Source organism: Acidovorax sp. 69, from assembly GCF_002797445.1.
GTDB lineage: Bacteria > Pseudomonadota > Gammaproteobacteria > Burkholderiales > Burkholderiaceae_C > Acidovorax.
This window is the reverse complement of the sequence record NZ_PGEP01000001.1, coordinates 1,463,382-1,485,947: the sequence shown is the minus strand read 5'-3', so window position 1 is coordinate 1,485,947 and position 22,566 is coordinate 1,463,382. Positions and strand designations below refer to the sequence as shown.

Here is a 22,566-nt window from a genome sequence, read left to right as displayed (position 1 = left end):
CACTCAACAGACTGCAATGACTGCACACACACCAAAGTAGAAGCCCCTCCTGGGCCATCACTCCAGAGGTGGCGTAGCCGCGATCACCTCTTCCATGGTGGTCAGCCCCTCAGCCACCCGCAGCGCGCCCGCCAGACGCAAAGGGCGCATGCCGTCCTGCACAGCCTGACGGCGCAGCGTGTCGATGGAAGGAGCCTGGGTGATTTTGTCCTTGAGCGCTTCACTCACCGTGAGCAACTCATACAAACCCATGCGCCCCCGAAAGCCGCCCATGCGGCAATCCACGCAGCCAACGGGTTTGTAGGGGTGGTAGCTGCCATTGATTTTCCAGGGCTTGACCACTTCCGCCAACGCATCGCGGCTCGCCGCCTCGTCCTTTTGCTTGCACTGCTTGCACAGCGTACGCACCAACCGCTGGGCCAGCACACCGAGCAGGGTGGCGTTGAGCAGATACGAAGGCACACCCAACTCCATCATGCGGGTGATGGCGCTGGGCGCATCGTTGGTGTGAAGTGTGGAGAACACCAGGTGGCCCGTCAGCGCCGCCTGGATGGCCATCTCGGCGGTTTCCAGGTCGCGGATTTCGCCCACCATGATGATGTCCGGGTCCTGTCGCATCAGGGCGCGCAGGCCTTCGGCAAAGTTGAAATCGAGCTGCGGCTGCACCTGGGTCTGGTTGAAGCTCGGCTCGATCATTTCGATCGGGTCCTCTACCGTGCTCACATTGACCTCTTCGGTCGCCACGCGCTTGAGCGTGGAGTACAGCGTGGTGGTCTTGCCCGAACCCGTGGGCCCCGTCACCAGGATGATGCCGTGCGGGCGCTTGACCAACGCCTCCCAGCGCTGCGCATCGTGCTGCGCAAAGCCCAGGGCATCGAGGTCCTTGACCGCGTTGTCGGGGTCAAAGATGCGCATCACCATCTTCTCGCCAAACGCGGTGGGCAACGTGGACAGGCGCATTTCCACCTCTTCGCCACGCTGGTTGCGCGTCTTGATGCGGCCGTCTTGCGGGCGGCGCTTTTCCACCACATCGATGCGGCCCAGCAGCTTGATCCGCGCCACCATGGCGTTGTGCACACCCATGGGCATCTGATAAACGGGATGCAGCACGCCATCGATGCGAAACCGGATCACGCCCTGCTCTCGGCGTGGCTCGAGGTGGATATCGCTCGCGCGCTGATCAAACGCGTACTGCCACAGCCAGTCCACCACCTTGACCACGCCTTGATCATTGGCATCGAGCTGCTTGTTGCTTTTGCCCAGCTCCACCAGCTGCTCGAAGCTGCTACCGCCCGAGTTGCCTCCTGCCTTCTGCGCCGCGCGCACCGACTTGGCCAGCGCAAAAAATTCCGCCGTAAAACGGTGGATGTCCTGCGGGTTGGCCACCACGCGGCGCACCGTACGGCGCGACTGGCGCTCTACCTCGGCCACCCAGTCATCAATGAAGGGCTCGGCCGTGGCCACTACCACCTCTTTGGCCGTTACCTGCACCGGCAGCACCTTGTGCCGCTCGGCGTACGTGGCGCTCATGGTGTCGGCCACGCGGCCCACATCCACCTTGAGCGGGTCGATGCGCAAATAGGCCAACCCGGCCCGCGTGGCCAGGTACTCGGACAGCGCCTCAATGTCGAGCGGCTTGCCATCGGCAGCGCGCTCCATGGCCACGCTGGCCAGCCGCACCAGCGCGTGCTGGGAACTTTCCGCCTGCGAGCAACGGGCGATGGTGCGCTGAGCCTCTTCACGCGAGATGACCTTGTCATCACTGAGCCACTGCACCATGCGGCGCCAGTCCACGGGGCCGATATGGGGGGGCGCTTTCACGCGGCCAGGGATATCCACAGAAGCACTCATGTCAAAAACCTTTCAGGGCGCCACCGGTTTGAACACCCGCAGCCATTTGGTGGTGGGCAGATCCCAACGCGCCTGGATCGCCTCGGCCCGCTCGGCCAGTTCTGCGCGTTTGGGTCTTGTGGGTGTGCGCTGCGCCAGCACCACGGTATTGCCTTCGCGCGTGGGCTTGAACGCCCAGAGCGCGTCATCGCCAAACGCCTGCGCCATGCTTTTGAGGCTGCGGTCAAAACTCGATGCCCGACCGAACAAATTCACCGTCATGCTGCCTGTCTCGGTCAACAGCGCGCGGCAATCGGCGTAAAAGTCCGGGCTGTCCAGCACGGGTGCCGCTGCTTCGTGGTCATACAGGTCCACCGCCAGCGCATCGACGGTGCCTAGCCACATGGGGTTCTTGATTTCCTGCGCTGCATCGGCCAGAACCACCCGCAGTTTGGGGCCATCGGGCGGCAACTTGAACCATTGCCGACATACCGCCAGCACCTGTGGATTCAACTCAATGGCCGTGGTGCAGATGCGCAGTTTCTTGTGGCAGAACTTGGTAATGGCGCCGGCCCCCAGACCCAACTGCATCGCGTGCCCCTTGGACACCTGCGCAAGGTCGGCAAACAACAGCCAGGCCATCATGCGCTGCACGTATTCCAATTCCAAGGCAAAGGGCTCGGCAATGCGCATGGAGCCCTGAATCCAGGGCGTTCCCAGGTGCAGGTGGCGCACCTCGGTGTCGTCAGACACACTGACTTCGGGGAGTTCTTGGGATTTTTCTTTTTTGCGTGTCATTCAATGCAGTCAAAGCAGGTGATGGGCCGACATCAGCGCCGCCCAGTCCACCAATTTACGGTCAAAGCTCCAGGAGGCATTGGCCGGACTTGTCGATGGCAGCCGCACCGCCTCGATAGGCTCTGAATGGAATGCTCCTCTCCCTGTCCCGCTCGCATCATGCGTCAACAGGGAAGGCTGGAGCGGCAGATTCAGGTTGCCCAGCACCACGCCGGCATGCTTGAAACTCTCGCCGCCGTTGTGGGCCACCGCCGCCAACCGGGGGCAATGGCCATGCAACCGGGCAAAGTCATTGAGACGGGCGTTGCGGATGCTGGTGTCCAGGCTGCCCTCACGCTCGCAGCTCTCGTAGACGTCCCACAGGCCCAGGCCACGCGCCAACAGCCATTCGCACCGGGCCAGGTATCCATCGGACCCGGCGCACGGCAAGGGATGCTGCGGCCACAGGGCCTGCAAAATTTTCCAGAACTGATTTTGGGGGTGCGCGTAGTACTGGCGTGCGCGCAGAGAAGCTGCACCCGGGAAACTGCCCAGTATCAGCACCACGGTCTGCGCAGAGGCCACCGGGGGCAAGCCGTACCAGCGCACCGGCCGCCCACTGGCGCCGGTTTCAGGCGCCGGGAGAGTCCCCGCTGGAGTATTGGCTTCAGGCATCTTTCAATTCTGGACCGAAACCGCAGGCACGCCCTCCGAGGCCCATAAAAAAAGATAGCTGCGAATCCTTGGCCAAACAGCGCAAATCTCCCAAATAACTCCTAAATCAACCCCTTCAAACGGGGAAGCGCCGCCATGGCATTGGCGGTGGTGCTCTCCGCCCATGCCTGCAACGACTGACCGCGCAATTGGGCCACCACAGCGGCAATACGAGGCAGCTCTGCAGGGGTGTTGCGCCCCTGGGGCAGGCCCTGCTCACGCTGTGCGGCAGTGGCGTAAAGCCAATGGGGAGGAATGTCGGGTGCGTCGGTTTCCATGACCAGGGCTTCAACGGGCAGCTCGGCGGCCAGGCGCCGCAATTGCAACGCGCGGTCATACGTCACGGCACCACCGAAGCCGAGCTTGAACCCCAGCGCAATGAACGCCCGCGCTTGCTGCAGGCTGCCATTGAACGCATGCGCGATGCCGCCCTGCACGGGCAGATCGCGCAGCCCTTTGAGCAGCCTGTCGGCCGAGCGGCGCACATGCAGGATCACCGGCAGATCAAAGCGGCGCGCCAGTTGCAGCTGGGCCCGGTAAAACCACTCCTGCCGCTCGGGGTCGAGGCCCGGAACAAAGTAGTCGAGCCCTATCTCTCCGATGGCCACCAAACGGGGGTCGGCATGGTGCTGCTGCAGCACCTGCGCCAGAAAATCCACATCACCGACCTCCGCCCGCCCGGTATAGAGCGGATGGACGCCCAGCGCGTAGCTGTCCCCATGCTGGTGCGCCAGCAGGCGGACAGTGTCCCAGTTGCTGCGCTCCACGGCTGGAATCACGCAGTGCGCCACTCCCAGCGCTGCAGCCTGGCTGCGCACCACACAGCGGTCGGCATCAAATTCAGGCGCATCAAGGTGGCAGTGGGTGTCGATCCAGGCAGTCATGCGCGGATGATGCCCGATCAGCGTCCGTGTAGCCCTGCGTGTGCATTGGCAGGAAAACCGTGCTACCGTCATTTGCGTGCGCCAGCCCCTGGCGTGTACGAGCAAAGGTGACAGGATGCCCCGGCCCGCCCTCTACAGCAGCTCTCGCGCCGCCCGCAGCCTCCCTGCAGCGGCGACCACCGAGGCAACTGCGCCCGTCACCCCGCCCCCCAACAGCGCCGAGCCACCGCTGTTGGCCGCTTCAGCGGCAGCGACTCCTGTGCCCCACATTCCCACGTTCAAGCGCCAGCTGCGCGTGTTGTGGGCCGTCGTGCTGCTGCTGGCGGCGCTGCTTGTGGCCAGTGCCTGGCAACGTCACCACACGGCCGGGCGCCAGATCACCCAGGATGACATCGACGCCGCCGTGCTGCGCACACTGGAAACCACCACGCCACCGTCCGCCGCTGCACGCGCCGTGGAGAGCATCGGGCCTTCCGTGGTGCGCGTGGTGGGCTATAGCCGCAGCAAAAACGGCAAGGAAGACATCGAGCGCGGTATCGGCACGGGCGTGGTGATTGTGGACAAGGGCATCATCCTGACCAACCTGCATGTAGTGGCGGGAGCCGATCGGATTGGCATCACCTTCCATGATGGACTGGAGACCACGGCCAGCGTCACCGGCGCGCAGCCTGAGAACGACTTGGCCGTTTTGCAGGCCCACAAGGTGCCTGATGACCTGGAAGCCGCCACCCTGCGCTCCACGCAGAACCTGCGCCCGGGCGACCATGTTGTGGCCATAGGATTCCCTTTCGGCATTGGCCCTTCGGCATCGGCCGGTGTGGTGTCGGGCCTGGGGCGCGAGTTCACATCGCCCGAGGGCAAGCGCCAACTGAGCAACCTCATCCAGTTCGACGCCGCCGCCAACCCCGGCAACTCGGGTGGCCCGCTGGTCACACTGGATGGCGAGGTGGTGGGCATCGTCACGGCCATCCTCAACCCCACACCGGCGCGCACCTTCATCGGCATCGGTTTTGCGGTGCCCATCGAAAACGCAGCGGCTGCCGTGGGCATGCCCCCGTTCTAGCATGACACGCCCCCTGAACCGTTTTGCGCCCTCCCCTACTCCCCTGAGAGGAGGACGCACCCGGTGGCCTGGCCAAGCCAGTCCCACGGATGCACTGGTCTGGGCCGCGCCGGTATCGTGGGCCGCGCAGAGCTCGCCGCATTGTTGATCACTGACAAGAAAGGAAACCCATGGAAGCGACACCCAACACCGCCACACTGATGGAACAGGTGCTCTATGAAGTCAAACGCGTGGTGGTCGGGCAAGACCGCTTTTTGGAGCGCGTCATGGTCGCCATCCTCGCCCAGGGGCACCTGCTGGTCGAAGGCGTTCCGGGCCTGGCCAAGACTCTCACGGTGAAGACGCTGGCCAGCACCATCCAGGGCAGCTTCAAGCGCATCCAGTTCACGCCCGACCTGGTGCCCGCTGACCTCGTGGGCACGCGCATGTACAACCAGAAGACCGGCGAGTTCAGCACCACGCTCGGCCCGGTGTTCACCCACCTGCTGCTGGCCGACGAAATCAACCGCGCCCCCGCCAAGGTGCAGAGCGCGCTGCTCGAAGTGATGCAGGAGCGACAGGTGACCATTGCGGGCGAGACCCACAAGGTGCCCGAGCCCTTCCTGGTGATGGCCACGCAGAACCCCATCGAGACCGAAGGCACCTACGCGCTGCCCGAAGCGCAGGTGGACCGCTTCATGATGAAGGTGCTGCTGGGCTACCCCACGGAGGAAGAAGAATTTGTCATCGCCCAGCGTGCGCTCGACCTGCCCGTGCAGGTGCTGCCCGTGGCCACCACGGCGCAGCTGGCGGCGTTGCAGGCCGAATGCCGCACGGTGTATGTGGACCCATCGATGCTGCAGTACGCCGTGAAGCTGGTGGCCGCCACCCGCGAGCCCGCGCGGCATGGCCTGAAAGACCTTGCCAGCTACATCAGCTGCGGTGCTAGCCCACGCGCCACCATCGCCCTGGCCGAGGGCGCCCAGGCCCTGGCCATGCTGCGCGGGCGCAACTACGTGCTGCCCGAGGACATGACCGACCTGGCCGCCGATGTGCTGCGCCACCGTGTCGCACTGTCGTACGAGGCGCTGTCCGAAGGGCTGGACGCCGACGCGCTCATCCGGCGCATCATGGCGAAGATCCCCGCCCCTGCGCGGCCGTTGCACCACGAGCAAAAAGCAGCTTGAGCCCTCACCATGAGCAAGAAGCCGCCTGAAACCTCTTCGTCGGCCACAGTCCACATCCTGCCCACCCTGCCCGGACAGGCAGACCGGTTGCTGCGCGAACTGGAATGGAAGGTGATCCGCCGCCTGGACGGCCTGTTGCAGGGCGACTACCGCACGCTGATGCGCGGCAGTGGCCTCGACCTGGCCGATCTGCGCGAGTACCAGCCCCACGACGATGTGCGCCACATCGACTGGAACGTGACCGCACGGCTGAACACCCCCCATGTGCGCGTGTTCACCGAAGACCGCGAAATGTCAGCCTGGTTCCTGCTGGACCTGAGCCCGTCCATCGACTTCGGCCCCGCAGGCCACACCAAACGCGACATCCTGACCGGCTTTGTGGCCGTGCTCTCGCGCCTGCTCACGCGCCACGGTAACCGCGTGGGTGCCATGCTTTACGGCGCAGGCGATACGGCCGTTCGCGCGGTAGACACCGTGCTGCCCCCGCGCAGTAGCCGCGCCCATGTCCTGCATCTGGTGCATCGGCTGTCGTCACCCCCCGCCCGCATCACGGCACCCAGTGCCCCCAAAAAGCAACGCACCGGCGCCACCGAACTGCATCTATTGCTTCAGACCGGCCTGGCCAATCTGCGTCGGCGCTCGACGGTGTTTGTGGTGTCCGACTTCATCAGCGCCCCCGGCTGGGAGAAACCCCTGGCTCAGCTCGCACAGCGCCACGATGTCGTGGCCGTGCGTTTGCTGGACCCCTTGGAGCTGGATCTGCCCGACGTAGGCCTGGTCACGCTGCGCGACGCCGAAAGCGGCGAGCAACTGCAGGTAGACACCCACGACGCAGGCTTTCGTCGCCGCTTTGCCCGCCTGGCTGCCGAGCGCGAAGCCGTGCTGCGTGAGGGGCTGACACGGGCTGGAGCCGACACTCTGGAGCTGTGCACCGACGATGACCTGGTCGATGCCCTACTGCGTTTCATGGACCTGCGAAAACGCCGCGTACGGAGGCCGCGCAACCCTTCCAAGTCGGCAGGAGCCGCCACACAAGCCGCCGCCTGACCCCCAAGCCACCAAGGACATACACCATGGTTTTTCTCTGGCCCACCCTGCTCTGGCTGTTGCTGGCTGTGCCCCTCTTGGTACTGCTGTACTGGTGGCTGCTGCACCGGCGCAAGAAAACGGCGCTCAGCTACTCCAGCCTGTCCCTGGTGCGCGAGGCCATGGGCCCCGGCCAGCACCTGCGCCGCCACATCCCGCCCGCGCTGTTCCTGCTGGCGCTGGTGGCGCTGTTGCTGGCGGCAGCCCGCCCGTTGGCCATCATCACCCTGCCCTCGCAGGACCAAACCATCATGCTGGCCATGGACGTGTCGGGCAGCATGCGCGCTGCCGACGTGGAGCCCGACCGCATCACCGCCGCCCAGAACGCCGCCAAGGCCTTCATCGCCGACCTGCCGCGCCACGTGCGGGTGGGCATCGTGGCCTTTGCCGGCAGCGCGCAACTGGCCCAGCTGCCCACCCAGAGTCGTGAAGACCTGGTGAAAGCCATCGACAGCTTTCAGCTGCAGCGCGGCACCGCCACGGGCAACGGCATCATGCTGTCGCTGGCCACCATCTTCCCCGACGCTGGCATCGACATCGCCGCCCTGGGCGGCCGCCAGGCCATGCGCCCTAAGCCCATCGACGATCTGGGCAAGCAGCAGGACCCGGCCAAGACCTTCACGCCTGTGGCGCCTGGCTCCTACAACTCGGCCGCCATCATCATGCTGACCGACGGCCAGCGCACCACGGGCGTGGACCCGCTGGAAGCCGCCAAGTGGGCGGCCGACCGGGGGGTGCGGGTGTACACGGTGGGGGTGGGTACGGTGCAGGGCGAAACCATTGGGTTTGAGGGCTGGTCGATGCGCGTGCGGCTGGACGAAGAAACCCTGAAGGCCGTGGCCGCGCGGACCAATGCCGAGTACTTTCATGCGGCCACGGCGGCGGACCTGAAGAAGGTGTACGAGACCCTGAGCTCGCGACTCACGGTGGAGAAGAAGGAGACGGAGATTTCTTCTTTGCTGGCGTTGTTGGGGGCGGTGCTGGCGTTGGTGGCGGCGGGGTTGTCGGTGTGGTGGTATGGGCGGGTGATGTGATCTTTTTCTGGTGATTTTGGCTGTATGCGCTAGTGGGATATGCGCTGGTAGCTATTGATTTTGTAGTGTTTGGTTGCGTGTGCTGACTGAGCCGCATGCCTTTGTTGAGGGCGGAGGCCGGGAGTCGCCCGGCATGCGAGTCCCTTTCTTTCGCGTCGCCGAAAGAAAGGAACCAAAGAAAGGGCGACCCCACTGTCTGCGTCCCCTGCGCTTCGCTCCGGGGCAACCTGCGGTGCTCGGGTTTGACGGGGTCTCGCTCGAACTCGCTCCGTTTCACTTCGCTCAGACAATCGCGAGCCCTGATCCGCCAAACCCTGCGCTCCTCGGCGCATCCAGAGGGGCACGGGGAGCAGAACATCCGCCCGGGCCTTTGCTTCGCTCGGCCTCTCTCGCGGGCGCAAGCGCCACGCGCTGCGCAGCCTGGGCCGAGCGCAGCGATGGCACGAATGGATGTCCGGGTGTTTGGCTGTTCGGCGGTCCCACCCCTGCTGGCTGCGTCTGCGGCGGGGCGGTTGTGGGGTGAGCATGGGCGTCGAAGCGTCCATGCCTCGTGAACTGACTCGCCGTGGCTGTCTGAACGAAGCTGCAACGCAGCGCAGTGAGTTCCACGGCGCACCCCGCAACCGCCCCGCCGCAGGTTTGCCCCGTAGCGAAGCGCAGGGGTCGCAGACTGGGGGTCGCCTTTCTTTTGGGTACTTTTCTTTGGCGAAGCAAAGAAAAGTACCTCGCATGCCGGGCGACTCCCGGCCTCCGCCCTTCATCAAGGCATGCCGTTAATCAGGCAAACAGCTCTTTGCACGGAGGGAGAGTGATTCAAAAAGCATAGCTGCCAGCGCATATCCCCCTAGCGCATCCAGCCAGAATCACCCCAAAACCCCAGACACCAGCCTCACCATCCGATCACACCGCGCCGCCAGCGACTCATCGTGCGTGACCATCACAAACGCCGTGCCCTGGTCCCGCGCCAGCTGCAGCATCAGGTCGAACACCCCATCCGCCGTGCTTCGGTCAAGATTGCCGGTTGGCTCGTCGGCCAGCACACACGCAGGCCGCGTCACCAAGGCCCGCGCAATGGCCACCCGCTGACGCTCACCACCCGACAGCTCGGCCGGCCGGTGCATCAGCCGCTCCTTCAAACCGACCGACGCCAGCACCCGCTCCGCCTCCGCATGGCACTGGGCCAACGGCAGGCGCCGGATGCGCAGCGGCATGGCCACGTTGTCCAGCGCACTGAACTCCGGCAGCAGGTGGTGGAACTGGTAGATAAACCCCAGGTGCTGGTTGCGCAACTGCCCCTGGCGCTCTGCTGACAGCGAAGACATCTCCTCGCCCTTGAGGCGCACCGTGCCCGCCGTGGGCGCGTCCAGCCCGCCCAGCAGGTGCAGCAAGGTGCTCTTGCCCGAGCCCGAGGCGCCCACGATCGCCAGCGTTTCGCCCGCATGGATCTGCAGGTCCACGCCCTTGAGCACGGTCACATCCAGGCGGCCTTCGGTAAAGCGTTTGGTCAGGCCCTTGGCCTCCAGCACCACCGGGTGGTGGTTGGTATGGGGGGTGGGGTTACTCATAACGCAGCGCCTCGGCAGGGTTCACACGGCTGGCGCGCCAGCTGGGGTACAGGGTGGCCACAAAAGCCAGCACCAGCGAGATGACCGCAATGGGCACGATGTCGCTGCTCTGCGGCTCGCTGGGCATCTTGCTGATGAGGTAGATGTCCTTGGGCAAAAAGCTCGCGTTCAGTGCGCGCTCGATGGCCGGCACGATCACGTCGATGTTGAACGCGATGCCCAGGCCCAGCAACAAGCCCACCAGCGTGCCAATGACACCCACCATGGCGCCCTGCACCACAAAGATGCCCATGATGCTTTGGGGGCTGGCACCCAGCGTGCGCAGGATGGCGATGTCGGCGCGCTTGTCGGTGACCGTCATCACCAGGGTGGAGACCAGGTTAAACGCCGCCACCGCCACGATGAGCGTGAGGATGATGAACATCATGCGTTTTTCGAGCTGCACGGCGGCGAACCAGGTGCGGTTTTGCTGCGTCCAGTCACGAATCAGCAACTGTCCGCTCAGGCTGCGGGCCAGCTCTTGCGCCACCTCACGCGCCTGGTGCAGGTCCTTGAGCTTCAGCCGCACGCCCGTGGGGCCTTCCAGGCGGAAGATGCGTTGCGCGTCCTCATGGTGCAGCAGCACCAGGGCCGAGTCGTATTCGTAGTGGCCCGAGTCGAACGTACCCGCCACCGTCATCTGCTTGAGGCGCGGCACCACTCCGGCGGGCGTGACCTGGCCTGCGGGGGCGATCAACGTGACCACGTCGCCAGCGCGTACGCCCAATGCCCGGGCCAGCTCGCCGCCCAGCACCACGCGGAATTCGCCGGGTACGAGCAGGTTGAGCGTTTTTTCATTGGTGGCGGCCAGATCGGTCACCGCGCCTTCCAGGGCCGGATCAATGCCGCGCACCAGCGCACCCTTCATGTCTTCGCCACGCGCCAGCAGGGCCTGGGCCGACACAAAAGGCGCCGCCCCGATCACATTCGGGTTCTTTTTGGCCTCGGCCAGGGTGAGCGCCGGGTCGGGCAATGCGGCCCCCAGGGGTGCAAAAATCTCGATGTGCGAGACCACGCTGAGCATGCGGTCGCGCACATCCTTCTGAAAGCCGTTCATCACCGACAACACGATGATCAGGGCCGCGACACCCAGCGCAATGCCCAGCATGGACACGCCCGAAATGAACGAGATAAAACCATTGCGCCGCGTGGCGCGGCCGGCGCGCGTGTAGCGCCAGCCCAGGGCCAGTTCGTAGGGAATTTGCATGGATAAGGAAAGATGGGCCCGCATGGTGCGAAATGCACGCCCCGGGCCGGGCAGATTGTGGCATCCCGGACAATAGACCCATGTCGGACACCACCCATTTGCTCATTCCTTACGCTGCCAGCGCCTCCGAGGGATGCCAGCAAGCCTTGCAGGGCCTGGCCCTGCCCCACCTGGACCGGCTTCTGGCCCGGCTCAGCCCCCATCCCGACCACACCGACAGCGGCGAAGAAACCAGCTTCTCGGCCCCCCACGAACGCGCCCTGGCGCGCGCGCTGGGTTTGCCTGTGGAGGACGGCCGCATCCCCTGGGCCGCCGGGCATCGCCAACAACAGGGCCTGCCGACCGACAGCCAGGCCTGGGCCTTTGTCACGCCGTGCCAATGGCAGGTCAGCACCGACCATGTCACGCTGCGCGGCCCCGAACAGTTGGCCCTGGACGAAGCCGCATCGCGCGCGCTGCTCGCCATCGTGTCGCCCTGGTTTGCCGAAGACGGCATCACCCTGCACTACGACCAGCCCACGCGCTGGCTGGCCAGCAGCCCGCTGTTTGCCACGCTGGCCACCGCCTCGTTGGAGCGCGTGCTGCAACGCGATGTGCGCGCCTGGATGCCCGATGCCAAAGCGGCGCGCACCCTGCACCGCCTGCACAGCGAAATGCAGATGCTGCTCTACACCCACGCCTTCAACGACGCGCGTTCGGACGCCGGGCTGCCCGTGATCAACTCGTTCTGGGTGCATGGCACCGGCGTCCTTCCCGCGCCCGCTCCATCACCCACCAGCGCACCGACCATGCCCACCACGCTGCGCGACGCGGCGCTGAACGAAGACTGGCGCGCCTGGGCCGCCGCCTGGGCCGCGCTGGACGCGGGCCCTGTGGCCAATCTGCTGCGCCAATCCGAAGGCGGCGCGCCCGTACAACTCACGCTGTGTGGCGAGCGCAATGCGCTGGGCTTTCACACTGCGCCACGCACGCTGGCGCAGCATTTTCAAAGCCTTTTCAGGCCCCAGCGCTTTATGCAATTGCGCGACAAGCTATGAAAATAATAGCAAGAGACATTCCCCCCCGTGCTGCCTGGACGCTCGAGCAAGCCGGTGTGCATCCGCTGCTGGCCCGCCTGTACGCCGCACGCGGTGTGCGCACCCAGGATGAACTGGACGATGGCCTGAGCCGGTTGCTGCCGCCTTCGGGGCTCAAAGGCATTGACACCGCCGCCCGCCTGCTGGCCGACGCCATGGCCGCCAACAAACGCCTCGTCATCGTGGCCGACTACGACTGCGACGGCGCTACGGCCTGCGCCGTGGGCGTGCGTGGCTTGCGTTTGCTGGGCGCCCAGAACGTGGACTACCTGGTCCCCGACCGCGTGACCGATGGCTACGGCCTCACTGCGCCCATCGCGCGCCGCGTGGCCGAGCGTGGCGCCGACATGCTCATCACCGTGGACAACGGCATCGCCAGCGTGGACGGCGTGGCCGAGGCCAAGGCCCTGGGCCTGCAAGTGCTCGTCACCGACCACCACCTGCCCGGCCCCGAGCTGCCTGCCGCCGATGCCATCGTCAACCCCAATCAGCCCGGCTGCACCTTCGAGAGCAAGTCCATGGCCGGTGTGGGCGTGATGTTTTACGTGCTGCTGGCGCTGCGGGCCGAGCTACGGGCACGCGGAATATTCGATGCGTCCACCCAACCCAAGCTCGACCCGCTGCTCACGCTGGTGGCACTCGGCACGGTGGCCGACGTGGTCAAGCTCGACGCCAACAACCGCCGCCTGGTCGCCCAGGGCTTGAAGCGCATCCGCGCAGGGCAGATGCCCGCCGGGGTAGCCGCCCTGTTCCACGCCGCAGGCCGCAAGGCGCCCGTGGCCACCACGTTTGACTTTGGCTTTGCCCTGGGCCCGCGCATCAACGCCGCAGGGCGTCTGGCCGACATGACGCTGGGCATTGAATGCCTGCTGACCGACGACGCAGGCCGCGCCGCCGAGCTGGCGGGCCTGCTGGACGGCATCAACCGCGAGCGCCGCGAGATCGAAGGCGGCATGCGCGACCAGGCCATGCTGATGGCCGAGAGCCTGTTTCAGGAAGACGAGGAGCCGCCCCCGGCCATCAGCGTGTTCGACCCCGACTTCCACGAAGGCGTGGTCGGCATCGTGGCCAGCCGCATCAAGGACAAGCTGCACCGGCCCACCTTTGTGTTTGCGGCCAGCAGCGCGCCGGGCAAGGAGCATGAACTCAAAGGCTCAGGCCGCTCCATCCCCGGCTTTCACCTGCGCGACGCGCTCGACCTGGTGGCCAAGCGCCACCCCGGCGTGTTGCTCAAATTTGGCGGCCACGCCATGGCAGCGGGCTGCACGGTGGACGCTGATTCCTTCGACACCTTCGAGCAGGCGCTGGCCCAGGTCGCGCAGGAATGGCTGGACGCCGCCACCCTCACCCGCCGCATCGAAACCGACGGCCCCCTGGCCCCCGAATACTGCCGTGCCGACATGGTGGACACCTTGCACCACGAAGTCTGGGGCCAGGGCTTTTTGCCACCCACGTTCAGCGAAGAAGTGCAGGTGCTCAGCCAACGGCTCGTGGGCGAATCCAAGAACCACCTGTCGCTCAAACTCTTGCACCAAGGCAGCCCGGTGGACGCGATCTGGTTCGGCCACACCGAGCAACTGCCCGCACGCGTGCTGCTGGCCTTCCGGCTCGATGTGAACGAGTGGAAGGGCGAGCGCAAGGTGCAGTTTCTGGTCGAAGGGGCTCAGATCTGAGTCGACGCCCGATCCCGCTCAGGCCTGGGCTGGGCCCTTGCTGCGCTGGCGGATCACAGTGACCGGCTCGCCGCCCTGGCCCCAGTTCTCGGGATCCACCTCGTCGATGATGACGGTGACACTTTCAGGACGCTTGTCCAGCACCTGCTGCATGAGCGCGGTGACACCGGCAATCAGTGCAGCTTTCTGGGCTGCGGTGGTGGGCAGATCGCGGCGCGCAAGCCGGATGTTGACCAAGGGCATCAGAGAATCCTTTCGTGGGGCACCAAAGCAAAAGGCAGCCAAAGCTGCCTTGCTGGACATATCGGCCGGAATGCCAGCTCCATGAAACAGCCGCCAGCGCTTGATGGAAAAGCGCCGGCAGCTATCAGTTTAGAAGCTCTCCCAATCGTCATCGCCCCCTTGGGCCGCCACCTTGGTGGCGGGTGCAGCCGATGGCGCGGTGGCCGGTGCCTTTGCAGGCGGCAACCGCCCAGCGGGAGACGCTACCGCGGCCCTGGCGCTGGCGGGCTTGGCGGCAGCCACACGCAGGGTGCTGGTAGCGGCCTTTGTCATCGCGGGCCGGGGTGCACTGGCAGGTGCGGCCCTGGGCGCCGCTGGCGCACGCGCGGCCACCACCCCCACGTTGAACATGGACACCACTTCCGCAAGTTTCTGCGCCTGGTCGCGCATCGAGGTCGCCGCCGCTGTCGATTCCTCCACCAGCGCCGCGTTTTGCTGCGTCATCTGATCCAGGTGCGTTACCGCCTGGTTCACCTGTGCTATGCCGTCGCGTTGCTCTGTCGAGGACGCCGTGATCTCTCCGATCAGGTCGCTCACGCGCTGCACGCTGGACACTATCTCTTGCATGCTTTGCCCGGCCTGTGCCACCTGCGCTGAGCCTGATTCGACGTTCTCCACCGAGGCGCTGATCAGCGTCTTGATCTCTTTGGCCGCTTCGGCGCTGCGCCCGGCCAGGCTGCGCACTTCGCTGGCCACCACGGCAAAGCCCCGGCCCTGCTCACCCGCCCGGGCGGCTTCCACGGCGGCGTTGAGCGCCAGGATGTTGGTCTGGAAGGCAATGCCGTCGATCACGCCGATGATGTCGTTGATCTTGCGGCTGCTGTCGGTGATCTGCTGCATGCTGGTGACCACTTGGCCCACCACTTCACCGCCACGTGCCGCTGCCTGGGCTGCCGTACCGGCCAGTTGGTTGGCCTGGCGGGCCGTGTCGGCCGATTGGCTCACGGTGGCCGTGAGTTGTTCCATGCTGGCCGCTGTTTCTTCCAGGTTGGAGGCCGTCTGCTCTGTGCGGGCCGACAGGTCGTGGTTGCCGTTGGCAATCTCCACCGACGCCGACGACACCGAATCCACTCCCGATCGAACCTCGCTCACCACACCCCGCAGCCTCGCAGACATGGCAGACAGTGAGCGCAGCATGTGACCAAACTCATCCTTGCGGGTGGACTGCAACTCCTGCGTGAGGTCACCGGCAGCAATGGCATCGATGGTCTCGACCGCTTGGTCCAGCGGCACGGTAATGGAATGCACCAGCTTCCAGGCCAAAAAGAGCCCCACCGCCAGCAACGCTATCGAACTGACGATGCCCGTGATCGCGTATTCAATGCGGCGCGCCGAAGCGTCGGCACGGATGGCATCCCGGCGCTTTTCGAGCGCGGCCACAAAGTCGTCCTGCGCCTTGAGGTATTTGGTGACGAGCGGGGCGAATTCATCGTCCGCAAACCGTTGGGTGGCCACGGCGTCGCCGGCGCCCTTCAGTTCCCAGGTCTTGGCGGTGGCCGCCAGCACGGCCTTGCGCGCCTCTAGCACCTTGTCGAGCAATGCCTTCTCCTCCGGTGCAGTGGCCGATGCCACGATGCTTTCCTGCACCTTGTTGATGTTGCCAATGATCTCCTTGACCTTGGCGCCATACTGCTCGGCGAGCACAGAATCGGTGGTCACCGCGCCGCCCATGACCATGGTGACAGCGGTTTCGGTAGCGCCCCGCCAGCGCACGGCGGACGAAATACGCCCTTCAATTTCGACCACGGCATCCATCGCCGAAGACATGGAGGAGTTGGCCCGGTTCTGCGCGAACCCGGACAGCAGCAGCATGCCGATCATCAGCCCCAGAAATGCGCCCCACAGCTTGCGGGAAACGCGAATATTGTCAAATTGCATGGCTATTTTTTCCTCGTGGACCTGTGATGTCTTCATGTTCGGCGATTCATCCGCCGGAAACATTCGATTACATCAAAAACAAGCCATAGCCTACGCCAGCCCAATGCATCGCCACGGCCGCCCCCACCGGGAGAAACCCGCAGACCACCACCACCGGGTGTCAAAACCCTGGATTAACCCTGGCAGAAACAGCACTTCGTCGCGCTGCCGCCATCACGCCGAAGGCTGGCAACACAACGCGACAATCCAGTCCGCACACATTTCGGCGTTTGGGTATTGGTGAGCCAAAGGCATTGCTCAGCAACAGATACCAAGCAGAGATGGCGAAGGCCCGCAAGCACTGCGGCTTGAGGCCTTCGTCTTCAGAAAAATTAAGATCAAATCAACCGCCAGCGCCTATAAAACATGCGCTAGCTGCTATCTATTTAGAAGCATCGAACGACGGTGACCGTCGATTCAGAAGCTCTCCCAATCATCGTCACCGCCCTTGGCCATAGCACGCGGCGCCTGGGTGGGAGCCGAAACCGGTGATGCAACACTCGTCGATGACAGGCGGGCCGTGGCAGGGGGCGGCGTCTTGGCCGTTTTTGCCGCTGGCTTGGTGCCAATGGACCGGGGGGCAGCGCCTCCCACTTTGAAGGAGGGGCGGGGAGCCGTGTTTACAGGTGCGGCCCTGGGCGCCGCTGGCGCACGCGTGGCCACCGCTCCCACGTTGAACATGGACACCACTTCCGCAAGTTTCTGCGCCTGGTCGCGCATCGAGGTCGCCGCCGCTGTCGATTCCTCCACCAGCGCCGCGTTTTGCTGCGTCATCTGATCCAGGTGCGTTACCGCCTGGTTCACCTGTGCTATGCCGTCGCGTTGCTCTGTCGAGGACGCCGTGATCTCTCCGATAAGGTCGCTCACGCGCTGCACGCTGGACACTATCTCTTGCATGCTTTGCCCGGCCTGTGCCACCTGCGCTGAGCCTGATTCGACGTTCTCCACCGAGGCGCTGATCAGCGTCTTGATCTCTTTGGCCGCTTCGGCGCTGCGCCCGGCCAGGCTGCGCACTTCGCTGGCCACCACGGCAAAGCCCCGGCCCTGCTCACCCGCCCGGGCGGCTTCCACGGCGGCGTTGAGCGCCAGGATGTTGGTCTGGAAGGCAATGCCGTCGATCACGCCGATGATGTCGTTGATCTTGCGGCTGCTGTCGGTGATCTGCTGCATGCTGGTGACCACTTGGCCCACCACTTCACCGCCACGTGCCGCTGCCTGGGCTGCCGTACCGGCCAGTTGGTTGGCCTGGCGGGCCGTGTCGGCCGATTGGCTCACGGTGGCCGTGAGTTGTTCCATGCTGGCCGCTGTTTCTTCCAGGTTGGAGGCCGTCTGCTCTGTGCGGGCCGACAGGTCGTGGTTGCCGTTGGCAATCTCCACCGACGCCGACGACACCGAATCCACTCCCGATCGAACCTCGCTCACGACCGCCCGCAAGCGGGTGGCCATGCCAGACAAAGCCCGCGTGAGCAGGCCCAGCTCGTCCTTGCGGTCGTCGTGGATGTCCTGCGTGAGATCTCCGGCCGATATGGCCTCGGCCAGCGCCACGGCCCGGTCCAGCGGGCGCGTGATGGAGCGCACCAGCATGGCTGCCAGCAGCATGCCCAGCACCACCACGGCAATGGCCGCAGCTGCCCCGATCAGCACCAGACTGCCACTCGTCGCACGCGCAGCCTGCACAGCCTCGTCACGCTGGCGCTCCTGCGCCGCCACGAACTTGTCGATGGATGCCAGGTACGCCACGACTTTCGGGCGGTACACATTGGCCAGATACGCCTGCTTGGCCGCAGCGTCTCCCGCATCGGTAAGCTCTTTGAGCTTGTCGGACTGTCCACGCACATCGGCCCGCGCAGCCGCCACCAGGGCCAGCGCGGCCTTGTCATCGGCCGATACGGAGGCCTTGTTGATTTTTTCCTGCACGGGGGTGATGCGTGCGGTGAGCGCCGCGACCCGTTCATCAAAGTCGGCTTTGAGGGCCTGGTCGGTCGTGACAAAACCGGCCATCGACATGGTGACGGCCACTTCGGCCAAGCCTCGCCAACTGACCGCCGTAGTGATGGCGGACTCGTACTTGTTGACGGACTCTTCGGTCGCGGCAGTGACCTGCCGACCGTACCATTGGGTCCAGATAGCGGCTACCAGCATCAATGCCAGCAGACCGAGGATGACGCTCCACATTTTGTGGGCGACGCGCAGGTCGTTGAATTTCATGGTTGCTCCTGATGCTCTGCGGAAAGCCAGAGTGCTCCGCGTTGTGTTTATTGCCCAAGGAAAACCGTCAATCAGTCATCGGTCACTGCAACGAACCCTGACGCCCATTGGTAAAAGTGTCAAGTTCTTGTAACAAGTGTTCCCTGATTCTATGGGGCATGTTATCGGTACAAGCCCTAAAATGAACCGGTGACGACCATACTCAACGCCGACCTGCACTGCCATTCCGTTGTTTCCGACGGGACCCTGACACCCGAAGACTTGGCCGCGCGGGCCAAAGCCAACGGGGTGGAGTTGTGGGCGCTGACAGACCATGACGAAATTGGTGGTCAGCACCGCGCGGCTGCGGCGGCTCGTGCGCAGGGCATGGCCTACCTCACTGGCACGGAGATTTCCGTCACGTTTGCCGACACCACGGTCCACATCGTGGGTCTGGGGTTTGATCCTGACAATGCCCAACTGGCGCAGGGCTTGGCTGCCACGCGTGGCGGGCGCGGCGAACGGGCCCAGGACATGGCAGCACAACTGGCCCAGGCAGGCATCCACGGGGCCTACGAGGGAGCCTTGCAATTTGTGGGCAACCCAGCCCTGATCTCACGCACCCATTTCGCACGTTTTCTGGTGGAAAGCGGCGTGTGCAAAGACACTTCTGAGGTTTTCCGCAAGTACCTCATCGAAGGCAAGCCCGGTTATGTCCCCCACCGCTGGGCCAGCCTGGGTGACGCCGTGCGCTGGATCACCGAAGCCGGTGGCATGGCCGTGATCGCCCATCCTGCACGCTACAAATTCAGCGCCAATGAAGAGTTTGCGCTGTTTTCTGAATTCAAGACCCATGGCGGGCGCGGGGTGGAAGTGGTCACGGGCAGCCACAGTGCTGCCGAATATGTGACCTATGCGGCCATGGCAAAAGAGTTCGGCTTGGCTGCCTCGCGAGGCAGTGATTTCCACAGCCCCGATGAATCCCACACCGACCTGGGTACCCTGCCCCTGCTGCCCGGAGCGTTGACGCCTGTGTGGGAGCTGCTGGCCGACCGAATTTGGCGATGATCCCTGTATCGCCTTCGGAGCCATCGCTGCAGGGCGCTCCTTGTTTGGCGCCTTCCTCCGGCGGGTGCCCATGTCCTGCGCTGGCGCGCTGCTCCATGGATAACTAAGATTTTTTCCCAATGGCCCAGTACTTCGAAGTTCACCCCGACAACCCACAACCCCGCTTGCTCAAGCAGGCGGTTGCCTTGCTGCAAAAAGGCGGCATCGTGGCTGTGCCCACCGACTCCAGCTACGCACTGGTCTGCCACCTGGATGACAAGGACGCCGTAGACCGCCTGCGCCGCATCCGCCAGGTGGACGACAAGCACCACCTCACCTTGCTGTGCCGCGATCTGTCGGAGCTGGCCAACTATGCCCGCGTAGACAACCGGCAATACCGGTTGTTGAAACTGGGTACGCCGGGGCCGTACACCTTCATCCTCGAAGCCACCAAAGAAGTGCCGCGCCGCGTGAGCCACCCCTCGCGCAAGACCATCGGCCTGCGCGTACCCGACCGCAAGGGCCTGCAGCTGCTGCTGGAGCTGCACGGCGCGCCGCTGCTGGCCACCACACTGATCCCGGCGGGCGAGACCGAACCGCTGAACGACCCACAGGAAATCCGTGAGCGCTATGAAAAGCTGGTAGATGCCGTGGTGGATGCCGGTGCCTGCCCACTGGAGCCCACCACGGTGGTGGATCTGACCCCCATGGGCGCGGGCGGGGAGCCCGACGTCGTGCGCGAAGGCCGGGGCAGCCTGCAGGCGCTGGGACTGTAAAGCGCAGCGCGTTGTTCGCGGCGTCCCTCACAAGACGCACGACCTGCCTCTGCCTTCGCGCAGGGCGATCCTTTGGGCGCTGAAGCGCCACCGCCACCAGCTACCGCCGCGCAAGGGCGCACCATGGCCCGGACAAAACCGCCTACGGGAGAAGCGGCGTAGCCTTGCTCAGGGGTGTTACAACCGAAAAGCTCCCACGGCCTGCTCCAAATCACGGGCCTGGGCCGTCAGCGCCGTGGCCGTGGAAACGGCGCTTTGCACCAGCGCAGCCGTGTCCTGGGTGGTGCCGTCCATGTGCGATACGGCTTGGTTCACATGGCTGATGGCCTCGCTTTGTTCGCGCAATGCGATGGAAATTTCGCCCAACAAGGCGCTCACCTGACCCACGGCGGTCACGATCTCCTCCATGGTCGTGCCGGCCTGTCCCACCTGGCCGGCACCACTTTCGACCTGTTCGACCGACGCGCTGATCAGTGCCTTGATCTCGCGCGCTGCCACCGCGCTGCGCTGGGCCAGGCTGCGCACCTCGCTGGCTACCACAGCAAAACCACGGCCCTGTTCGCCCGCACGCGCAGCCTCCACCGCAGCGTTCAGGGCCAGGATGTTGGTCTGGAAGGCGATACCCTCGATGACCTGGATGATGTCCACGATCTTGCGCGAGCTGCCGCTGATAGCCTGCATGGTCAACACCACATCGCCCACCACAGTGCCGCCATGCCCGGCGATGGCCGAGGCCTTCACGGCGAGATTGCTCGCAGAGCTGGCACGCTCGGCGTTTTGGCGCACGGTGGCAGTCAGCTGTTCCATGCTGGCGGCGGTCTGGGTCAGCGACGACACCTGGTCTTCGGCGCGACGCGACAGGTCGGCATTGCCATGGTCGATGTCGGCCGCAGAGGTACTGATCGAATCCGCGTCCTGCTTGATGCGTGAGACCAGATCGGTCAGCGTGTCCTCCATGGTGCCCAGTGCACCCAGCAGCCGGCCGAAATCGCCCTGCAGGTCAGAGCTGAACTCCTGGCTCAAGTCGCCCGAGGCCACGGTTTCGGCAATCAGAATGGCCTGGTTAAGCGGCGCCACAATGCTCGCCCGCAGGCTGATCACGGCCAGCACCGCCAGGATGAACACCCCCACGCTGCAGCCCACAACCCACCCCCTTGCGCTCTGCAGATGCGCCTGCGCAGCCTGGACCCCAGCGGCCGACCCGCCCTGCAAGGCCTGCTCGGCCCCACCAATCCCTGACAGCGCCACGGCCATCAACAGCAGCACCAGCAACGCCATACTGCCAAACGCCAGCACCAGCCGCGTTCCAATCTTCAGGTTGTTCAACATTCGTCAGTGTCTCCAGAACTGTTATGGTGGTTTTGCGGGCCGCCCGGTACGCGCCGCCGCCCTAGGCGGTGCCCGGAGGGGATCACCCGATGAATGCAATGATCGCTCCGCCATGGGCACCCTCGACATACGTACAACCCACAATCGCGTGGCCTTGCCGCTGGCGGGTGACCCCGATCGCTGCGGGTGCTGCGGGCGGTCTGAGACAATCCTGGGGTGGAAACCTCCAATCTCATCCAAACCGTTCTGATCTACGCCCTGCCGGTGCTGTTCGCCATCACCGTGCATGAGGCGGCCCATGGCTACGCTGCGCGCCACTTTGGCGACAACACGGCGTACATGATGGGGCGCATCACGCTCAACCCCTTCAAGCACATCGACCCGGTCGGCACCATCCTGATGCCGCTGCTCCTGTACTTCGCCACCTCGGGGGCCTTTCTGTTCGGTTATGCCAAACCAGTGCCGGTCAATTTTGGCAACCTGCGCAATCCCAAGAAACACATGGTGTGGGTCGCACTGGCGGGGCCAGCGTCCAATTTCATCCAGGCCGTGGCCTGGGCCGTTGTGCTGGTGTCCTTGGTGGGGTTTGGCGTTGACGAGCGCTTTTTTCTGGAGATGGCGCGCGCCGGTGTCATGGTCAACCTGGTCATGTGGGCCTTCAACCTGTTCCCGCTGCCGCCCCTGGATGGTGGTCGCATCCTGGTGGGACTGCTGCCCTGGAAGCAGGCGCACATGGTGTCCCGCATCGAACCTTGGGGCTTTTTCATCGTGATGGGCCTGGTGATCGCCGGGGTGGTCGGCACGCTGTGGCTGCGCCCACTCATGGCGGTGGGCTACACCGCCATCAATCTGCTGCTCACACCGCTGACGGCGCTGGTGCGCTGATCCGTTTTTCTCTTTTCTGCTGACTTCGT

The 22,566-nt window shown here is 64.8% G+C and carries 19 protein-coding genes; 9 read left to right on the top strand and 10 right to left on the bottom strand.

The window, feature by feature from the left end; genetic code table 11:
- Nucleotides 1–57: 57 nt before the first annotated feature.
- The 4 genes from CLU85_RS06905 to CLU85_RS06890 form a co-directional block, all read right to left on the bottom strand.
- A complete protein-coding gene (locus CLU85_RS06905) occupies nt 58–1,851 on the bottom strand; it encodes a GspE/PulE family protein (protein WP_100409630.1) in 1,794 nt (597 codons plus the stop codon).
- Between the two features lie 12 nt (nt 1,852–1,863).
- Entirely contained in the window at nt 1,864–2,628 is a 765-nt protein-coding gene (locus CLU85_RS06900; RefSeq protein ID WP_100409629.1) for a spermidine synthase, read from the bottom strand.
- Nucleotides 2,629–2,637: 9 nt separating this feature from the next.
- Nucleotides 2,638–3,282, bottom strand: coding sequence for a DNA-deoxyinosine glycosylase (locus CLU85_RS06895; protein ID WP_100409628.1), 645 nt, complete (start codon nt 3,280–3,282; stop codon nt 2,638–2,640).
- A gap of 101 nt (nt 3,283–3,383) precedes the next feature.
- Entirely contained in the window at nt 3,384–4,205 is an 822-nt protein-coding gene (locus CLU85_RS06890; protein WP_100409627.1) for a TatD family hydrolase, read from the bottom strand.
- Between the two features lie 115 nt (nt 4,206–4,320).
- Here CLU85_RS06890 and CLU85_RS06885 point away from each other — a divergent pair, with 115 nt between their 5' ends.
- The 4 genes from CLU85_RS06885 to CLU85_RS06870 all read left to right on the top strand — a co-directional run bounded on the left by CLU85_RS06885 (nt 4,321) and on the right by CLU85_RS06870 (nt 8,554).
- Complete coding sequence (locus CLU85_RS06885; RefSeq protein ID WP_100409626.1) at nt 4,321–5,268, top strand: S1C family serine protease; 948 nt, start codon at nt 4,321–4,323, stop codon at nt 5,266–5,268.
- Nucleotides 5,269–5,438: 170 nt separating this feature from the next.
- Entirely contained in the window at nt 5,439–6,434 is a 996-nt protein-coding gene (locus CLU85_RS06880) for a MoxR family ATPase (RefSeq protein ID WP_100409625.1), read from the top strand.
- A gap of 9 nt (nt 6,435–6,443) precedes the next feature.
- The gene (locus CLU85_RS06875) at nt 6,444–7,481 is read left to right on the top strand and encodes a DUF58 domain-containing protein (protein WP_100409624.1); all 1,038 of its coding nucleotides are present in this window, start codon (nt 6,444–6,446) and stop codon (nt 7,479–7,481) included.
- Between the two features lie 26 nt (nt 7,482–7,507).
- Nucleotides 7,508–8,554 carry a VWA domain-containing protein gene (locus tag CLU85_RS06870; protein WP_100409623.1) on the top strand — a complete coding sequence of 349 codons (1,047 nt, stop codon included), beginning with the start codon at nt 7,508–7,510 and terminating at the stop codon, nt 8,552–8,554.
- 863 nt (nt 8,555–9,417) lie between these two features.
- Here the strand turns inward: CLU85_RS06870 and lolD are convergent.
- Together lolD and CLU85_RS06860 are read right to left on the bottom strand one after the other, a co-directional pair.
- Nucleotides 9,418–10,119 (bottom strand): lipoprotein-releasing ABC transporter ATP-binding protein LolD, encoded by a 702-nt coding sequence (gene lolD / locus CLU85_RS06865; protein ID WP_100409622.1) that lies wholly within the window; start codon nt 10,117–10,119, stop codon nt 9,418–9,420.
- Nucleotides 10,112–11,365, bottom strand: a complete 1,254-nt coding sequence (locus CLU85_RS06860; protein WP_100409621.1) for a lipoprotein-releasing ABC transporter permease subunit — start codon at nt 11,363–11,365, stop codon at nt 10,112–10,114. The genes lolD and CLU85_RS06860 overlap by 8 nt, the downstream gene beginning before the upstream one ends.
- Nucleotides 11,366–11,445: 80 nt before the next feature.
- Between CLU85_RS06860 and CLU85_RS06855 the strand changes: the two genes are divergently transcribed.
- Both CLU85_RS06855 and recJ read left to right on the top strand, forming a co-directional pair.
- Nucleotides 11,446–12,402 carry a phosphoglycerate mutase gene (locus CLU85_RS06855; RefSeq protein WP_100409620.1) on the top strand — a complete coding sequence of 319 codons (957 nt, stop codon included), beginning with the start codon at nt 11,446–11,448 and terminating at the stop codon, nt 12,400–12,402.
- Complete coding sequence (recJ, locus tag CLU85_RS06850) at nt 12,399–14,114, top strand: single-stranded-DNA-specific exonuclease RecJ (protein WP_100409619.1); 1,716 nt, start codon at nt 12,399–12,401, stop codon at nt 14,112–14,114. The genes CLU85_RS06855 and recJ overlap by 4 nt, the downstream gene beginning before the upstream one ends.
- Nucleotides 14,115–14,132: 18 nt before the next feature.
- Here the strand turns inward: recJ and CLU85_RS06845 are convergent, their stop codons facing one another.
- The 3 genes from CLU85_RS06845 to CLU85_RS06835 all read right to left on the bottom strand — a co-directional run bounded on the left by CLU85_RS06845 (nt 14,133) and on the right by CLU85_RS06835 (nt 18,521).
- Nucleotides 14,133–14,357: a 4-oxalocrotonate tautomerase family protein gene (locus tag CLU85_RS06845; RefSeq protein ID WP_100412403.1), complete on the bottom strand. Its 225-nt coding sequence runs from the start codon at nt 14,355–14,357 to the stop codon at nt 14,133–14,135.
- A 129-nt stretch (nt 14,358–14,486) separates the two neighbouring features.
- On the bottom strand, nt 14,487–16,274 hold the full coding sequence (locus tag CLU85_RS06840) for a methyl-accepting chemotaxis protein (protein WP_100409618.1): 1,788 nt from the start codon (nt 16,272–16,274) through the stop codon (nt 14,487–14,489).
- 456 nt (nt 16,275–16,730) lie between these two features.
- On the bottom strand, nt 16,731–18,521 hold the full coding sequence (locus CLU85_RS06835; RefSeq protein WP_100409617.1) for a methyl-accepting chemotaxis protein: 1,791 nt from the start codon (nt 18,519–18,521) through the stop codon (nt 16,731–16,733).
- 189 nt (nt 18,522–18,710) lie between these two features.
- Here CLU85_RS06835 and CLU85_RS06830 point away from each other — a divergent pair, with 189 nt between their 5' ends.
- A complete protein-coding gene (locus CLU85_RS06830; protein WP_100409616.1) occupies nt 18,711–19,568 on the top strand; it encodes a 3',5'-nucleoside bisphosphate phosphatase in 858 nt (285 codons plus the stop codon).
- Between the two features lie 119 nt (nt 19,569–19,687).
- A complete protein-coding gene (locus CLU85_RS06825) occupies nt 19,688–20,323 on the top strand; it encodes an L-threonylcarbamoyladenylate synthase (protein ID WP_100409615.1) in 636 nt (211 codons plus the stop codon).
- A gap of 177 nt (nt 20,324–20,500) precedes the next feature.
- Here the strand turns inward: CLU85_RS06825 and CLU85_RS06820 are convergent, their stop codons facing one another.
- Nucleotides 20,501–21,652, bottom strand: a complete 1,152-nt coding sequence (locus CLU85_RS06820) for a methyl-accepting chemotaxis protein (RefSeq protein ID WP_100409614.1) — start codon at nt 21,650–21,652, stop codon at nt 20,501–20,503.
- Nucleotides 21,653–21,868: 216 nt separating this feature from the next.
- Here CLU85_RS06820 and CLU85_RS06815 point away from each other — a divergent pair, with 216 nt between their 5' ends.
- Entirely contained in the window at nt 21,869–22,537 is a 669-nt protein-coding gene (locus CLU85_RS06815; protein WP_100409613.1) for a site-2 protease family protein, read from the top strand.
- Nucleotides 22,538–22,566: the final 29 nt, after the last annotated feature.

Bases quoted from the DNA above. Each gene is read 5' to 3' on its own strand.
- CLU85_RS06870 (WP_100409623.1), top strand. From the start codon at position 7,508: ATGGTTTTTCTCTGGCCCACCCTGCTCTGGCTGTTGCTGGCTGTGCCC.
- CLU85_RS06840 (WP_100409618.1), bottom strand. From the start codon at position 16,274: ATGCAATTTGACAATATTCGCGTTTCCCGCAAGCTGTGGGGCGCATTT.
- lolD (WP_100409622.1), bottom strand. From the start codon at position 10,119: ATGAGTAACCCCACCCCCCATACCAACCACCACCCGGTGGTGCTGGAG.
- CLU85_RS06855 (WP_100409620.1), top strand. From the start codon at position 11,446: ATGTCGGACACCACCCATTTGCTCATTCCTTACGCTGCCAGCGCCTCC.
- recJ (WP_100409619.1), top strand. From the start codon at position 12,399: ATGAAAATAATAGCAAGAGACATTCCCCCCCGTGCTGCCTGGACGCTC.
- CLU85_RS06900 (WP_100409629.1), bottom strand. From the start codon at position 2,628: ATGACACGCAAAAAAGAAAAATCCCAAGAACTCCCCGAAGTCAGTGTG.
- CLU85_RS06835 (WP_100409617.1), bottom strand. From the start codon at position 18,521: ATGAAATTCAACGACCTGCGCGTCGCCCACAAAATGTGGAGCGTCATC.
- CLU85_RS06875 (WP_100409624.1), top strand. From the start codon at position 6,444: ATGAGCAAGAAGCCGCCTGAAACCTCTTCGTCGGCCACAGTCCACATC.
- CLU85_RS06880 (WP_100409625.1), top strand. From the start codon at position 5,439: ATGGAAGCGACACCCAACACCGCCACACTGATGGAACAGGTGCTCTAT.
- CLU85_RS06845 (WP_100412403.1), bottom strand. From the start codon at position 14,357: ATGCCCTTGGTCAACATCCGGCTTGCGCGCCGCGATCTGCCCACCACC.
- CLU85_RS06885 (WP_100409626.1), top strand. From the start codon at position 4,321: ATGCCCCGGCCCGCCCTCTACAGCAGCTCTCGCGCCGCCCGCAGCCTC.
- CLU85_RS06905 (WP_100409630.1), bottom strand. From the start codon at position 1,851: ATGAGTGCTTCTGTGGATATCCCTGGCCGCGTGAAAGCGCCCCCCCAT.
- CLU85_RS06895 (WP_100409628.1), bottom strand. From the start codon at position 3,282: ATGCCTGAAGCCAATACTCCAGCGGGGACTCTCCCGGCGCCTGAAACC.
- CLU85_RS06820 (WP_100409614.1), bottom strand. From the start codon at position 21,652: ATGTTGAACAACCTGAAGATTGGAACGCGGCTGGTGCTGGCGTTTGGC.
- CLU85_RS06860 (WP_100409621.1), bottom strand. From the start codon at position 11,365: ATGCAAATTCCCTACGAACTGGCCCTGGGCTGGCGCTACACGCGCGCC.
- CLU85_RS06890 (WP_100409627.1), bottom strand. From the start codon at position 4,205: ATGACTGCCTGGATCGACACCCACTGCCACCTTGATGCGCCTGAATTT.
- CLU85_RS06825 (WP_100409615.1), top strand. From the start codon at position 19,688: ATGGCCCAGTACTTCGAAGTTCACCCCGACAACCCACAACCCCGCTTG.